General features: G+C 34.4%; 12 protein-coding genes. 10 read left to right on the top strand and 2 right to left on the bottom strand.

Annotation, left to right across the window (positions count from 1 at the left end; translation table 11 throughout):
* Window positions 1-26 precede the first annotated feature (26 nt).
* The 7 genes from LV842_RS11740 (at window position 27) to LV842_RS11710 (ending at window position 9,321) form a co-directional block, all read left to right on the top strand.
* Complete coding sequence (locus LV842_RS11740) at window positions 27-929, top strand: 1-aminocyclopropane-1-carboxylate deaminase/D-cysteine desulfhydrase (RefSeq protein WP_233111648.1); 903 nt, start codon at window positions 27-29, stop codon at window positions 927-929.
* A gap of 98 nt (window positions 930-1,027) precedes the next feature.
* Window positions 1,028-2,086 (top strand): glucosaminidase domain-containing protein, encoded by a 1,059-nt coding sequence (locus LV842_RS11735; protein ID WP_233111647.1) that lies wholly within the window; start codon window positions 1,028-1,030, stop codon window positions 2,084-2,086.
* An 87-nt stretch (window positions 2,087-2,173) separates the two neighbouring features.
* On the top strand, window positions 2,174-3,460 hold the full coding sequence (hemL, locus tag LV842_RS11730; protein WP_233111646.1) for a glutamate-1-semialdehyde 2,1-aminomutase: 1,287 nt from the start codon (window positions 2,174-2,176) through the stop codon (window positions 3,458-3,460).
* 316 nt (window positions 3,461-3,776) lie between these two features.
* On the top strand, window positions 3,777-5,612 hold the full coding sequence (locus tag LV842_RS11725; RefSeq protein WP_233111645.1) for a T9SS type A sorting domain-containing protein: 1,836 nt from the start codon (window positions 3,777-3,779) through the stop codon (window positions 5,610-5,612).
* Between the two features lie 161 nt (window positions 5,613-5,773).
* On the top strand, window positions 5,774-7,105 hold the full coding sequence (locus LV842_RS11720; RefSeq protein WP_233111644.1) for an amidohydrolase: 1,332 nt from the start codon (window positions 5,774-5,776) through the stop codon (window positions 7,103-7,105).
* Between the two features lie 54 nt (window positions 7,106-7,159).
* Complete coding sequence (locus LV842_RS11715) at window positions 7,160-8,005, top strand: helix-turn-helix domain-containing protein (RefSeq protein ID WP_233111643.1); 846 nt, start codon at window positions 7,160-7,162, stop codon at window positions 8,003-8,005.
* Window positions 8,006-8,082: 77 nt separating this feature from the next.
* Window positions 8,083-9,321: an amidohydrolase gene (locus tag LV842_RS11710; protein ID WP_233111642.1), complete on the top strand. Its 1,239-nt coding sequence runs from the start codon at window positions 8,083-8,085 to the stop codon at window positions 9,319-9,321.
* Window positions 9,322-9,429: 108 nt separating this feature from the next.
* Here the strand turns inward: LV842_RS11710 and LV842_RS11705 are convergent, their stop codons facing one another.
* Window positions 9,430-10,641, bottom strand: a complete 1,212-nt coding sequence (locus LV842_RS11705) for a hypothetical protein (protein ID WP_233111641.1) — start codon at window positions 10,639-10,641, stop codon at window positions 9,430-9,432.
* A 24-nt stretch (window positions 10,642-10,665) separates the two neighbouring features.
* The gene (locus LV842_RS11700) at window positions 10,666-13,134 is read right to left on the bottom strand and encodes a TonB-dependent receptor domain-containing protein (RefSeq protein WP_233111640.1); all 2,469 of its coding nucleotides are present in this window, start codon (window positions 13,132-13,134) and stop codon (window positions 10,666-10,668) included.
* Window positions 13,135-13,319: 185 nt separating this feature from the next.
* Between LV842_RS11700 and LV842_RS11695 the strand changes: the two genes are divergently transcribed.
* The 3 genes from LV842_RS11695 to LV842_RS11685 all read left to right on the top strand — a co-directional run bounded on the left by LV842_RS11695 (window position 13,320) and on the right by LV842_RS11685 (window position 15,799).
* The gene (locus tag LV842_RS11695; protein ID WP_233111639.1) at window positions 13,320-13,997 is read left to right on the top strand and encodes a response regulator transcription factor; all 678 of its coding nucleotides are present in this window, start codon (window positions 13,320-13,322) and stop codon (window positions 13,995-13,997) included.
* A gap of 44 nt (window positions 13,998-14,041) precedes the next feature.
* A complete protein-coding gene (locus LV842_RS11690; protein ID WP_233111638.1) occupies window positions 14,042-15,073 on the top strand; it encodes a sensor histidine kinase in 1,032 nt (343 codons plus the stop codon).
* A gap of 132 nt (window positions 15,074-15,205) precedes the next feature.
* A complete protein-coding gene (locus LV842_RS11685; RefSeq protein ID WP_233111765.1) occupies window positions 15,206-15,799 on the top strand; it encodes a plasmid pRiA4b ORF-3 family protein in 594 nt (197 codons plus the stop codon).
* The last annotated feature ends 174 nt before the right edge of the window (window positions 15,800-15,973 follow it).

Here is a 15,973-nt window from a genome sequence, read left to right as displayed (position 1 = left end):
AAAATAAATTCAGGAAATTTGCATTTATGAAACTTCCTGAAATTCATATTCCCATTGTTGAGATTCCTCTCAATAAAAATGTGAAACTCTTTATGAAAAGAGAAGATCTTATCGACTCTCAAATTTCAGGAAATAAGTATTGGAAACTATTTTTTAATATCAATCAATACTTAGAAAAAAATCTTAAAAATCCTCATATTATAACTTTTGGCGGGGCTTTTTCCAATCATATTGCTGCGGTTTCCGCGGTAGGAAAACTGGCAGATATTCCTTCTTTGGGAATTATAAGAGGAGAGGAACTGCAAGATAAATGGGGTGATAATCCGACATTAACCTTTGCCAAGAATAATGGGATGGATCTAAGATTTGTTACCCGTGAAGAATACCGCGATAAAGAAAAATTGACAGAATCTTTACAGAAAGAGTTTCCCGAAGCATTAATTGTTCCGGAAGGAGGAACCAACGAAGAGGCTGTAAACGGGGTAAAAATGATGCTGAATAACGAAACAAAAGATTTTGATTATCTTTGCACCGCAGTGGGAACGGGAGGAACCATTGCCGGAATTTCAAAATTCTGTGAAGATAATCAGAATGTTATGGGTTTTAAAGCAGTCAATGATTCTTCACTGGAGAAAAAAATATTTGAATTAACCTTGAAAACAAATTTTAATCTAATAGATTCAAGTTTTGGAGGTTATGGTAAAATAAATGATGAAAACATCCGTTTTATCAATGATTTTAAGGAGAGATACGGAATTCCTTTGGAACCGATATATACAGGAAAAATGATGCAGAAAGTTTTCGAACTGATTGATGAAGACTATTTTCCTGAAAACAGCAAGATTTTGTGCTTCCATACCGGTGGATTACAAGGAATTGAAGGAGCAAATCTGTTGTTACAGAAACAGAATAGAAATTTAATTGTATAAAGTAAAATTGGAAAACATGAAACACTCCGGGTAAAATATGAATAAATGATTCATTTTTGAGTGTTGCATCTTTCTTTATAAAAAATAAAAATTATAAGATGAAAAGACTTTTCTTACTAATTAGCCTTTTAGTTTTATCAAAATTCTCAGCTCAGAACTGGGCTACTGAAGATCAATATATCCAGAAATTTGCAAAATATGCGGTAGAAGAGATGGAAAAATACAAGATTCCGGCTTCCATCACTCTTGCGCAGGGACTTTTGGAAACGGGTGGCGGACAAAGCCGATTGGCTCAGGAAGGGAAGAATCACTTCGGAATAAAATGTAAGGAAAATTGGACGGGAAAAACGATGAAACATACCGACGATGCTCCTAATGAGTGTTTCCGTGTATATGATGACCCGAGGCAATCTTACGAAGATCACTCTATATTTTTAGCAACGAGAAAATACTATGCGAATCTTTTCAATTTAGATATGAAAGATTACAAAGCTTGGGCAACCGGTTTGAAAAAAGCGGGTTACGCTACCAATCCTCGTTATGCTTCTATCCTGATCGGGAAAATCGAAAAATACAAGCTGTATGAATTTGATGATACGAATTCCAAGGAAGTTTTGTTTGCTGTACTGAAAATGTATCCGGATTTGAAAGATGACCGTACTTTTATGGCGCAATTGGATCCGTCGAAAGCAGTAAAGAAAGCAAAAGATCCGGTAACACTGGAAGTTCCGTATAAGCCGACTTCTTATGCTCAGCAACAGAAAAGAGTAGAGAAAATTAAGACAAAAACTGAAATTCTTAATTCTATTTTAATTAAAAGTCATCCGAATGACGGTTTAAAATATATCATCATTCCGGAAGACACCAATGTACAATTCATTGCCAATAAGTTTAAAGTAAGTGAAAGCAAACTTCTGAAATGGAATGAGTTGGAAAGTGATGTTTTACATAAAAACGATATTGTTTTCCTTGAAGCTAAAAATTCTGACGGAAATACCGCTACTTACAAGGTAGAATCAGGGGAAGATATGCACGATATCGCTCAAAAATTCGGAATTAAATTAAATAAACTATACGCAAAAAACAGAATGGATGAAGGGCAAAAACCTACAGCCGGACAATTGATTTATTTAATTGATAAAAAACCTAGAAATTAAATACAGAGTTGCTTGTGATTGGATGTCAGTTAATTGTTTGATTTTACTGATTAACAATCTATAAGCAAACATCAACGATCAACAAAAATGAAATACCAAAGAAGTTCAGCTTTATTTGATGAAGCGTACAAATACATTCCGGGTGGAGTAAACTCTCCGGTTCGTGCATTCAAATCAGTGGGAGGAGTGCCGGTTTTTATGAAATCTGCAAAGGGAGCTTACCTTACCGATGCTGATGATAATACTTATATTGACTACATCAATTCTTGGGGACCCGCAATTTTAGGCCATACCCATCCTGAAGTACTGGAAGAATTAAAAATTCAGGCTGAAAAAGGATTTTCTTTTGGGGCTCCGACAGAACTAGAAACTGAGATTGCAAAATTTATCACCGAAAATGTTCCGAATATCGATCAGATCAGAATGGTTTCTTCAGGAACGGAAGCTTGTATGAGTGCCATCAGATTGGCAAGAGGATTTACAGGAAGAGATAAATTCATCAAATTTGAAGGGTGTTACCACGGTCACTCAGATTCATTTTTGATTAAGGCAGGAAGTGGTGCAGCTACTTTTGGAAACCCGAATTCTCCGGGAGTCACTGCAGGAACAGCAAAAGATACTTTATTAGCAAGATATAACGATTTTGAACAGGTTGAAGATTTGTTCAGACATAATCAAGGTGAGATTGCAGCAGTAATTATAGAGCCTGTTGCCGGAAATATGGGATGTGTTCTTCCTGAAAATGAATTCCTTCAGAAATTAAGAAAAATCTGTGATGAAAACGGAGCTTTATTGATTTTTGATGAGGTAATGACAGGTTTCAGATTGGCTTTTGGTGGTGCTCAGGAACTTTTCAATGTAAAAGCGGATTTGGTAACGTATGGTAAAGTAATCGGAGGCGGGCTTCCGGTGGGAGCTTTTGCAGGAAGAAATGAAATTATGGATCATCTGGCTCCAAAAGGAGGCGTTTATCAGGCCGGAACATTAAGCGGAAATCCTTTGGCAATGAGAGCCGGATTAAAAACTTTACAGATCATCAAAAACGATCCTGAATTCTTCAACAGACTGGCAAAAACTACAGAAACTTTAGATTTTGAAATCGGAAAAATTTTAAATGAAAAAGGAATTGCACATAAAATCAACAGAAAAGGTTCTATGATGTCTGTATTCTTCCATATCAACAGAGTTTCTAATTTTGATGAAGCTCAGAATGCCAATCATTCATTGTTCAATAATTTTTTCCATCAGTTATTGCAAAACGGAATTTATCTTCCGCCAAGTGGTTATGAAACGTATTTCATTAGTGATGCAATAAAAGATAAAGAAATTGATATGACGTTGGAAGCAGTCAGAAAATTTGAATATTCAAATTAAAATATAGGGTTCTAATAGAAGGTTAGTCTTTTATTATAAAAAATCCAAAATCCTATTTTTTAGAATTCAGAGTTTTGGATTTGCTTGAAAGATTCTGCAAGTTTCAAATTTGCAACCCGTAGGAAAGCTAAAAAGCTTTCCTTTTTTTATTTAAAAAGTGACCTTTGAGACACCTTTTTTACCTCACAAAAATAAATTTTAAAACAGTTTTTGATAATAAGTAGATTTTTACATAATTTTGAAAAAAGTTTTATTATAAATAAGACTTTAATAACCATTACCAAATCACCATATGAGAAATACAATTTTAGTCAAGTTGTATAGTGGAAAGCTATACCTAATAATTCTTTATTTATTAATAAGTATTACTTCTAAAGCGCAAACGTTTCCCTATGAAAGAGTATGGGGAACCTATTATGGCCCCACTGGATCAGATTATAGCATACCTTTCTCACAAGGAGGTTTTTTATTAGACAATCAAAATAATTTTCATATTTTAGGTCAAGTAATTAAAGATAGTAGTCTTGGTGCACCTTATTATAATCAATATGTAACAACAGGAGGACAAAATATTAATTTGTCTTTTTTTACTGCTTTTTTGCAAGCAAAATTTACGGAAAGTGGGAATGTACTGTTCGCTGGTTTTTGTGATGGAACAGCTCCTACTAATATTAGAGAAATATTAGTACACATCGATGGAGATGGAAATTATTATTATTTAAAATTAGCGTTGAACAATCTTTCCGATGTCGCAACTCCCAATGCTTGGTTTGTCAACGACCCTAATATAAGCGGAAACAATCAGTTCCATTATCTCTTATACAAAAAAAACAATATAGGAACTGTTGTCTGGAAAACATTTCTTCCTCTAGATATACTTTTGAATTATTCTTTTGTTACAGACGAAAATAAAGATCTTTATATTACTGGGGCAACAAAAATACAGCAGGGTATAGGTACCTCCGGGACCTTTATGGAAAATTATCAAACATATTATAATAATGGAACTATATTATCTAATGCTTTTGTTGTAAAACTAGGTTCACAAGGACAATTGATTTGGGGAACATATTTGCCTGTTACCGCTTCTAGTTACGTGTTAGAGTATCATAACCAGAGATTGTATTTTGTGGGAGGTGGAGATATTGATCCGGCTATCAATCAGCTTGCAACAGCCAATGCGTGGCAAAATATACCGACTTCTCAGTCTCTTACAGCTATTAATAGCACAACTGGTGCCCGAATTTGGGGGACTTACTTAGGCTCGGGGCTTGCTGGCTCTTCGTCAGCAGTGACGAGTTGTAAAGCTAATGCTAGTGGTATTTATTTGTTTGGAAATGATTTTCTATCTAGCTCGTATTTTTCTACACCAGGAGCTTATAAAAGTCAGGTTACCGGTTTTACAGATTACTTTCTCACTAAGCTCGATTTCAACGGAAATCGAATCTGGGGAACTTATTTTGGGAGTGATGGTATGGAAAATATCGGTATTAGTACAAATCCTATGGCTTTAACTAACCAATCTATATTTATCGTTGGTTCTAATTTAGGCGGAGGAAGCAACATTTCTACACCAGGAGCTTACCAAACTTCAATTCCTACACCTGGTACAGGGCCGGCGAATAATTTCTTCTTTGCCAATTTTGATCTCAACGGAAATTTGAAATGGTCTTCCTATTATGGTGGGCCTAATTATCAACTGGGTCTCAATCAAAATATAAATATATATGCAAATAATGATAACTTTTTCTATCTTGTAGGTAGTACCAGAGCTGGTACCGGAATTGCCACAGAAAATGCTTATCAGCCACAGTTGCCACCCAATCTAGGTAATGAAAATACAGGATTTCTTGCGCGTTTCAATTTAAAAGGACAGCTTTCTGTTTCAGAATCGGAAGAGTTATTTTCTGATATTATTCTTTATGATAATCCAAACAATGGTATCTTTACTATTAAAGGTAATATTTTAGAGAAGAAAGATTTCTCTTTAAAGATTTATGATTTCTCGGGAAGGCTACTCTATACTCAAAAGTTGAATAAAGAGAGAAAACAAAGATTAAATTATCAAGGAAGATTACATACAGGAATTTATTACGTTCATGTTTCAGCAGGAAAAGATTTTGAGAAAAAAATTAAAATGATTGTAAAATAAATCTTAATATAAAGATCTTATTTACCTCAATCAGAGTAACAAACTTAATGTTTTTTTAACTAGCAGTTAAAATTCATTTTGATAAATCATACAGATAATACAATAATTCGTACCCATTATTCCTTTTCATTCTTTCTAAATTTGTTGTAAATAATTTGGAAATGAACACTTCAGGCAACATATCACGTAAAGATTTTCTTAAGAATTCAGCATTAGCGATGGCAGGACTGGCTTTAACTTCAAATATGATGGGAGCAACTTCAATTTTTAATGATACCACGATTTCTCCAAAAGGAAAATTAGCCTTAAAGAATGTTCGTCTTGAAATAGGTTTTGAATATGAAGATGGGGAAGTGATTGCTACAAAAACCGATTTGTTTTATCTTGAAACCGAAAACGGAAAAATTACAAAGATCTCTCCGAATCAGCCGAATGCAAAAGCAATTGATGCCAAAGGATTTTTAATGCTTCCGGCGTTCAAAGATATGCACATTCATCTGGACAAAACTTTTTACGGAGATAAATGGCAGGCTGTAAGAAGGAGAACCGGCGGAGTGAAAGGAATGATTGCTTTGGAACAGCAGATGATGCCCGAACTGCTGAAAAATTCTACTTTTAAGGCGGAAAAAATGATTGAATTGCTGCAATCGAAAGGAACATCTTTTGCAAGAAGTCACGTGAATATTGAACCTACTTCCAAATTACAATCTTTAAAAAATCTACAGAAGGCTTTAGATAATAAAAAGAAGACGTTTGGAGCAGAATTGGTGGCTTTTCCACAACATGGTGTTTTTTACACGGATTCGGTTCCTTATCTGAAGGAAGCTGCGAAAATGGATATTGATTTCATTGGTGGAGTGGATCCTTTTACCATTGACGGAGCGATAGAAAAAACGATTGACTTTACGGTTCAATTGGCTTTAGATAACAAAAAAGGAATTGATATTCATCTTCATGAAAGTGGTGAATCCGGTTTGAAAACGGTTGAATATTTAATTCAAAAAGTAAATGAAAATCCTTTTTTGAAAGGAAAAACCTACTTGAGCCATTGTTTCGTTTTAGGGAAACTGGAAAAAGCAAAACAAGAAGAAGTTGCAGAAAAATTAGGCAATGCTGAGGTAGGAATTGTGTCCACGATTCCTTTTGGTAGTTTAATTATGCCGATTCCGACCTTGTATAAGCATAATGTGAAAGTATTAACCGGGAATGACAGTATTGTTGATCATTGGAATACATTTGGAACAGGAAGCGTGCTGCAAAAAGCGAATTTAATGGCTCAATTGTACGGACAGGCTACAGAGTTTTTATTATCGAGAAGTTTAAAATTGGCAACCGCTAATATTTTACCGTTGGATGATAAAGGTATTCAGCAATGGCCAAAAGTGGGCGACCAGGCAGATTTGGTTTTCCTGAATGCAAGCTGTTCTGCAGAAGCCGTTTCAAGAATTTCTAATGTAGAATCGTTGATTCATCAGGGAAATGTCGTGTTTTAAAAAGAACATTTCATTCTGATAAAATTTACGTATTTTAGGGTAAATTATTATAGAATGAGCCATCAGTCAGATTATTTTCCTATTCTCGGTATTCATGAATTTGCAGAGAAACAATCAAAAGGTTGCGATCTGCTGTTCAATGAACTTAGTGGTGAAAGACGGATTGATGAACCTCATAAACACGATTTTTTTATCATTAATCTTTTCGAAAAAGGAAAAGGAGTTCATATTATTGATTTTGTTGAATATAAGGTAGAGAATCATCAGATTCATTTGGTGTTTCCGGATCAGGTTCATCAATGGACAATTGAAAAAGAAACGGTTGGCTATCAATTGATGATCAGCAGAGAATGGTACGAAAGTTTTCTTCCTGCCTTACGATTTTCCTCATCGTATTATTTTCAGCATCCCGCCTTTACGGTTTCAGGAGAAATTTATGAATTGTTATTACATGAATTTCAAGCCATCAAGAAAGAGCTCAGTGATGAGAAAATATTCTGGGAGCTGATTCAGAAAAGGAGTGAGCTGATTGGTTTATTGGTCAGCAAATCGGTGGAAGGTGCTTTTAAAGACTTTGAGATATATAATTCGAATCCTATTATTTCTAAATTTTTGAATCTGATTAATGAACATTTCAAAACGCAGCGCTCTGTTTCGTTTTATGCAGATAAGTTAAATATCTCTGCGAATTACTTGAATATTGTTTGTAAGAAAAGTCTTAACACATCGGCTTCTTCATTAATTCAGGACCGAATTTTACTGGAAGCAAAACGTTTATTGAAGGTTTCAGAAATGTCGGTGAAAGATATTGTTTACGATCTGGGTTTTTATGATCATGCCAGTTTTTCTAAATTCTTTAAGGTACAGACAGGTATGACGCCGTCACAATTCAAAGAATAATCTGTACAAAATAAGACATAATTTATACACTTGTTTAACATTTTAGCAGAGTAATTTTGTATGACTAAATGAGAGTTATGCAATCATCTTATCAACTTATAGCAAAAGGAAATTATTCATTAAAAAATGTCCGTTTGGAAACGGGTTTTGAATATGATCATGAAGAAGTGATCAGTACAAAAACCGATCTGTTTTGTATTGAAATTGAAGACGGAAAAATAAAATCGGTAAAGCCGAATGATGCGAATTCAAACGCGATTGATGCCAAAGGAAAACTGATGATTCCTGCTTTTAAGGATATGCATATTCATTTGGATAAAACGTTGTACGGACTTCCGTGGCAAGCACTTTCACCGAAAAGAAGATCAGTAAAAGACATGATTGCCTACGAACAGGAAATCATCCCGAAGCTTTTGAAAACTTCTGTGGAAAGAGCTGAACAATTAATTGATTTATTACAACATTACGGGACGAATTTTGCAAGAACGCATTTTAATATTGATCCTACTTCAGGCTTAAAATCATTAGAAAATTTAGAAAAAGCGTTAGACAATAAGAAGGATTCATTCAAGGCTGAGTTGGTTGCTTTTCCGCAACATGGTGTTTATTATACAGATTCGGTTCCTCTAATAAAAGAAGCGGCACAACTGAAAAGTGTAGGTTTTATAGGAGGTCTGGATCCTTTGAGTATTGACGGGAATATTGAAAAAGTATTGGATTTTACGGTTCAATTGGCTTTGGATAACAATAAAGGGATTGATATTCACTTACATGAAACCGGAGAGTCCGGAATGAAAACCATTCAGTATTTAATTGATAAAGCCATTGAAAATCCTGCTCTTCAAGGAAAGACTTTTGTGAGTCATGCTTTTGCTTTGGCCCATTTAAATGCAAAAGAGACAGAAGAAATTGCTGAAAAATTGGCCGCTTCGAAAGTGGGAATTGCTTCTTCTGTGCCTTTCGGAGGGAAATTAATGCCGATTCCTGCGTTGAAAAAACATGGGGTGAACGTTTTAATCGGAAATGATAATGTTCAGGATTACTGGAGTACGTTTGGATCAGGGAATATGTTGCAGAAAGCCAATTTAATTGCCGAATTGTATGGTTATGGCTCCGAATTTAAACTTTCCAGAGCCTTAGAATTTGCTACTCAAAATATTCTTCCGTTAAATGATAAAGGAGAACAACAATGGCCAAAATCAGGAGATGCTGCAAATGTTGTTTTAGTGGATACAAGCTGTTCTGCGGAAGCTGTTTCCAGAATGTCGAATGTAGAAGCTTTGATGAACGAAGGTAATTTTTTCCAGAAAAAATAGATATATATAATTTGTGTTTTTTTAATCCTTGTTTTTTGTAAATGAAATAATCCATCCCTTGTAAGAGATGGATTATTTTTCAATTTGATATGAAGAATTGTTATGATATTAGTTCATCGCATCAGTAGTATCATAGCTGGTAAGACCAGTCCAACCTTTAGCCCAATCTGGCAAAGCTGTACCTGCACCTGCACCTACAGCACTTGCATTTTCAGAATAAATAGTTGAAATATCCACAGCTGTTCCTGCAGTGTTTTTAGCTTTAGATTTTGTTGCAATGTTTACAAATCTTAAGTTTTTGATATAAGATCCACCTTGGAACCAAGCTAAAGTTCTGTCAGTTTCAAAATCTAAACCTGTAGTATAGTTTGCTAAAACGATGTTGTCGAATTGACCGTTAGATCCAGCTCTTACTTTCATCCCTTGAGATTCTGATCCACCAGCATTACCTAAGAAAGTAGCATTAGTGATCGTAGGGTTAGAAACTCCGTTTCCGAAAGTAGTGTTCGGGTTTGTATCTTGAGTATCCGCTTCAATACCTCTGTTTCCTGGTTCTGTAGCCGTTTGATATTGTTTTTTTCTTGCTACATAAAGGAAGTTTGCAGTTCCTTTGTATCCTTCTGTCCAGTCGAAACCATCATCTCCAACACCTGTTACTACGATGTGATCAAGATTTGGGCTACCTCCGAAACATTCAACACCATCATCAGCACCATCAGTTACATAGATATAAGAAAGAGTAGTTCCGCTACCAACTCCGAAAAGAGAAAGTCCGTTGAATTCTTTTTCAGGGTTATATTTAAATCCGCTGTCTTTAATTACCACATATTTAATAACTCCGGAGTTATCGTTATTGTCAGTACCTCCATAAGTAAGATCTCCTAATTCAGAAGTAGAAGTTCCTAACGCACTTCTGTTAGAAGGTGCATTACCTAGAACTACGATACCTCCCCAGTGTCCTTGTTTGTGTGAAGTTCCTTCGAATACAACCGGGCTTGTAGCTGTACCGTTGATATATAGTTTACCACCTCTGTCAACGATAAGATAGTTTGCTCCTTCCGCTACAGTGATTCTAGTTCCTGCAGGGATAACAAGGTTTGCACCACTTTCTACCAATACTTTACCCGTGATTGTATATACTTTTGATGGATCTAAAGTTACTGTAGTTCCGGCAGCAATACTTCCTTTAAAATTACTTGGATCAATTGTAGAAATGCTTTCAGATGAATCGTCATCAGAGTTACTACAAGAGATTGCAGTAGATGAAAATGCCGCAGCTAATGAAAAGAAAAGAGCAGCTTTTAAGATTGTTTTTTTCATAACCTTATATTAGATTTAATATTATTAAAATTTGTATGATAAGCTTAAACCAACCTGACGTCCTTTTGTATAGTCTCTGTTGATCAATGTAGCTGTTTTATTTTCCTGTTCTATTTTATTGTGAGGGTTTAATAGGTTTTTCGCAGAAACTCCGATTCCTATTTTATCTAAAGTGAAGTTTAAGTTAAGATCTAAAAGATCTCTTGCTGTTTCATAAAAATCTCCGATATCAGTAGTTCCTAAAGCATAAAGGTTTTTTCCTACGTGAGAGTATACAACCACAAAGTCTAATGAATTTAAGTTGCTGTTCCATTTGTAATTATACCCTAAGTTTACGTTGGCAATAAAATCAGCAGCTCCTTGAAGAGCATTTTTATCTTTGGTAAACACAACCGTTTTTCCTTTGTTTTCTTTTGCAATATCAGCTTGAGATTTAAGGTCTTGTTCAGAATGCATATACGTTCCGTTGATGAAAGTATAGATTTTTGAATTGCTCCAAGAATAGATATCTTTTCTCACTTCTACTTCAGCTCCTACGATATATCCTGAATCTGCAGCATTGAAATATGTCATATCACTTGGTGCAGAACTCGCATAAGTGGTTCTTGCGATTGGATTTTGAATATATTTTCCGAAAGCTGCTACTGAAACCAACTCGCCAGATTTAGGGAATAATTCCCATTTCACGTCAACATTATAGTTGTCAGACGGAGCAAGATCCGGATTTCCGTATGTATTCGTAGTTACATCATAATACGCAAAAGGAATAAGTTCTTTAGCTTGTGGTAATGTATATGTTTTAGAGAAAGATAATCTTAAGTTTTGCTTGTCATTAAGACTATATTTAGCATTTAAAGCTGGTAAGAATTTATTGTATTGCTTATTCTTTTTACCTTCTCCCTGAACCGGATCAATCCATTTCATCTGCATATCGATGTAATCGAAACGTCCACCTACCTGTACGATAAATTTATCGGAAAGCGTAATATCTACATTAGCAAATCCTGACTGAATATTCTGTTTTGCCGTATAATTGAAAGGCGTAAATAATTTTGCTGTCGGCTGGAATGTCTGGTAAGTGAATAAGCTATTGTTTGTAGCATTAATAAAAGCATCAATATTATTAGGATCTACTTGAGGAGAAAGACCGAAGTTCATACCAATCGTAGTATAGTTGAATTTTCTGTCTTTGTATTGTCCGTCGTATCCTGCAGTAATCTTGAATTTATTTAAAGTTTTAGAAAGATAAGCATGACCTAAAACCGTATTATCTTTTAACTCATCAAAATATCTGTGGTTATTGATGGCACTTCCTGAAATAAGTTGCATTGTTGTTGCATCAATCGTATTCTGCATACGATCTGGTCTTTTGCTGTTTAGCATATTATAACCAACCGCCCAGTCTGCAGTCCATGTATCACCTAACTTGTGTGTACCTAATAATTGATTTACCCAAGTGCTGGTAAGTTTATTATCACCTCTGTTAATGATTACATTTCTGTCAACATCATAAGAATATCCTTTGAATATTTTTGCAGTCTGTTCAGAAGAATGAATGAAATTGGAAGTGAAGTTAATTTTATTGCTAGAATTGAACTTATATCCTAAATTAACTAACGCTGTAGTATTTGTTTTATAGTTAGAACGTTCTACATCAAATTTTTTGTTTGGAGTATTATCCGCAAAGTAGAATCCTTCTTGTCCTGTACTGTATTCATATGCGTTTTCAAATCCTGCATAACCAAAGACAGAGAATTTTCCGAAGGTTGCCCCTCCTTCAATGTTCATATCTGTATTGAACGGATTATCTGCATTTTTGAAATTCCATTTTGTTTTAAAAGGATAGTTTTGATAAGGATTTCCTTTAGTAAAAGTAGTTTCCTTAAATCCGAAAAATCCTGGAGCTCCATCTTGTATTTTGAAATTATTATTATCAAAAGTCTGAAGATTGATGCTGCTTCCTAAACCTATTTTAAAATAAGGCTTACCAGAAAATTCTTTAGAAACAATACTGATGCTTGCTCCTCCAAAATCACCCAATAATTTTGGGTTGTATACTTTATCTAATGAAATATATTCGATCATTGAAGTCTTGAAAATCGAAAGATCGATGTTTCTGTTCTCCGGATCATCAGACGGAATTGGTAATCCGTTTAATGTAGTACTGTTATATCTATCACCAAGACCTCTTACGAAAATTTGTCCGCTTCCTTCCTGCTTAATAGTTCCCGTAGCTTTTGTTACAGCTGTTGCAACATCTCCTACACCTTGTTTTGCAAGCTGTACAGAACCTACACGCTCTATAACTTCTACAGATTTCTTTTGTACACTGATAAGGTTAGCTTCAGTTCCCTTTTTGGTAGACCCTTTAATGATGACACCTTCGATTTTCTTTTCTTTCTTTATAGTGTCGTTTTTGGTCGTTTGAGCGTAAAGTACAGTTCCCGATGTTGTTAAAAACAAAACTGCGATACTCAGTTTTCTAAAATTCATTTTTTTTACTATATTCTTTCGGTGCAAAGGAATAAAAGATTGACGGGGTAAATGGTTTAGTGAAATTTAAATTTTCCTTAACTAAACATTAAGAAATGGATATAATTGTTAACTTTATGTGAACGATGGCTGATTTGTTAATCTGTGCTTTAAAAATTATTAACTTTGACTCGTAAAAATTAAAAATGAACCAAAAGAAAATCCTCTTAATAGACGATGAACTGGATATTTTAGAGATTCTGTCTTACAACTTAGAAAAAGAAGGCTACGATATTTATACCGCTACCAATGGTAACGAAGGAATTGAAAAAGCCAAAGAAATTATCCCGGATCTTATTCTATTAGATGTAATGATGCCAGAAAAAGATGGTATCGAAACTTGCCAGGAACTTCGCAAAGTAAAAGAACTTCAAAAAACATTAATTGTTTTCCTTTCTGCGAGAAGTGAAGAATTTTCACAATTAGCAGGTTTCCAAGCAGGAGCGAATGATTATATTGTAAAATTGATCAAACCGAAAATCCTTACCTCCAAAGTAAATGCTTTATTACAACTGACCTCTCAGGTTACTGATAATAGTAAGCTGATTGAAATTGGAGATCTGGTAATCGATAAAGACAATTTTAGAGTTTCAAAAGCAGGACAACAGTTTTTATTACCTAAAAAAGAGTTCGATCTATTGTATCTTTTAGCTTCAAACACAGAAAAAGTATTCAAAAGAGAAGAAATTCTTGAAAAAGTATGGGGAAATGATGTGATTGTAGGAGAGAGAACCATCGATGTTCACATTCGTAGACTCAGAGAAAAATTAGGAATTAATACCATTCAGACATTAAAAGGAATAGGATATAAACTTATTGTTTAATCCGAAATTTACAGACATACACTAATTATTAAATATTTGTAAAATTGAAATTTTACAGACTTACACTCGCCACCTCTGGTTTGCTTACAGTGGTGATGTTTCTTTTAGTCATCATTTTTGATTGGCTGAAGGATCTCTATTATCAGACCGCATTCTTTAAAATAGGACTGTTTATCTGTCTGATTCTTATCTTTATTATCAATTATCTCGTGTTGGAGCTGCTTTTTAATTATTATGGAAAGAAACAGGTTCGCGGGCTTTCTCAGCTTTTACCTCAGGAAATTGTTCAGGACAATGATGAGAATATTACGATAAAAGAATTAGGAGAGCGTTTTTCAGATCTTAATCAACAGAAAGTAACGGAGATTGATATGATGAAAGAAATGGAAAGCTATCGTAAAGAATATATCGGAAATGTTTCTCATGAACTTAAAACTCCCTTGTTTTCCATTCAGGGATACGTAGAAACATTAAGAGACGGAGGCGTAGATAATCTTACGATTCGGGATAAATATCTGGAGAGAATTGATAAATCGGTAGAAAGGCTGATTGCCATTGTGACGGATTTGGATATGATCAATAGACTTGAAGCAGGAGAGATTAATCTTACAGTTTCCAGATTCGATGTAAACCTGCTTATAAAAGAGATTTTTGATCTTCTCGATCTTGAAGCAGAAAAACGCAATACAACATTACAAATTCAGACATTACATCCGCAGATTTTTGTTGATGCCGACAAGCAGAAAATCTCCCAGGTTTTTATTAATTTGATTTCCAATGCGATTCATTATGCGAATAGGCAGGAAGCAAGAGTGGTCGTAAAAACAAGTATCTTAAAAAATAAAGTTCTTATTGAAGTTATTGATAACGGAATGGGAATAAAATCTGAACTTTTACCAAGGATTTTTGAAAGATTTTATCGCGTAGAAACCAGCAGAAGCAGAAGAGAAGGAGGTTCCGGTCTTGGCTTGGCAATTGTGAAGCATATTCTTGAAGCTCACAACGAAAACATTACGGTAGAAAGTGTGTATCTTGAAGGAACGAAATTCAGTTTTATGCTCGAAAAAAGTAAATAGTTTCGGCAAAATGTAAGAAAAAAAAATATTTTAAAAAATTCTGAAATATTTTTTTGTCACATGTCATTTATTATATATTTGCAGCAGAGATTTATCATAATAAAAAAGGCAAAAAGTAATTTAAAAACTGATATGGTTTACAAAATCCGCGTAATATTAGATGCGAAAGAAGATATTTTCCGTGATATCGAAGTTAAAGGAAAACAGACGCTATGGAACTTACATTTAGGAATTAAAAGTGCATTCAGCCTGCAAGGTGAGGAGCTTTCTACTTTTAATTTGCTGGAAGAAGATGGTACAATAGTAAAAAGTGTTCCGTTAGAAGATATGAGTGATGATGGTGATGGCGAAATTATGTCAGATGTATACATTGATGAGGCGTTTGAAAATAGCGGAGACAAAGCTCAGTTTCAGTATGGGCTTTTAGACCTTTGGGAATTCTTCTGTGAGCTTGTAGAAATTATCGACGAAACTAAAGGAGTTAATTATCCTATCACGGTTTACAGATTTGGAAACGTTCCTTTAAAAGCTCCTAGCAAAAATGGTGCTTCAGGATCAAAGAAAAAGTCGGCAATGCCTTTAATGGATGATGATTTTAACTTTGATGATGATTTCGGAGGAAACAACAACTTTGAGGATGAAGATGATGATAACTTTGATGACGAAGAAGAAGATTACAATGACGATGCTTTCGATGATGAAGACGAAAATGATGATGAGAGATAATAAAAGCATTTAAAAAATATAGGCCCTGAATGAAAATTCGGGGTTTTTTTGTGAAATAATTATAAATGGAAATCATTTTTAGAGCAAAATTTATCATATACAATTCATTTCTATTATCACCCAATTCATTATTTTTGAAGATAGATACATGAAAAAGGATTTTATCGATTTCAT

The sequence above is a fragment of the Chryseobacterium gwangjuense genome, assembly GCF_021311115.1.
Lineage (GTDB): Bacteria > Bacteroidota > Bacteroidia > Flavobacteriales > Weeksellaceae > Chryseobacterium > Chryseobacterium gwangjuense.
This window is presented reverse-complemented; position numbering and strand designations above follow the sequence as displayed.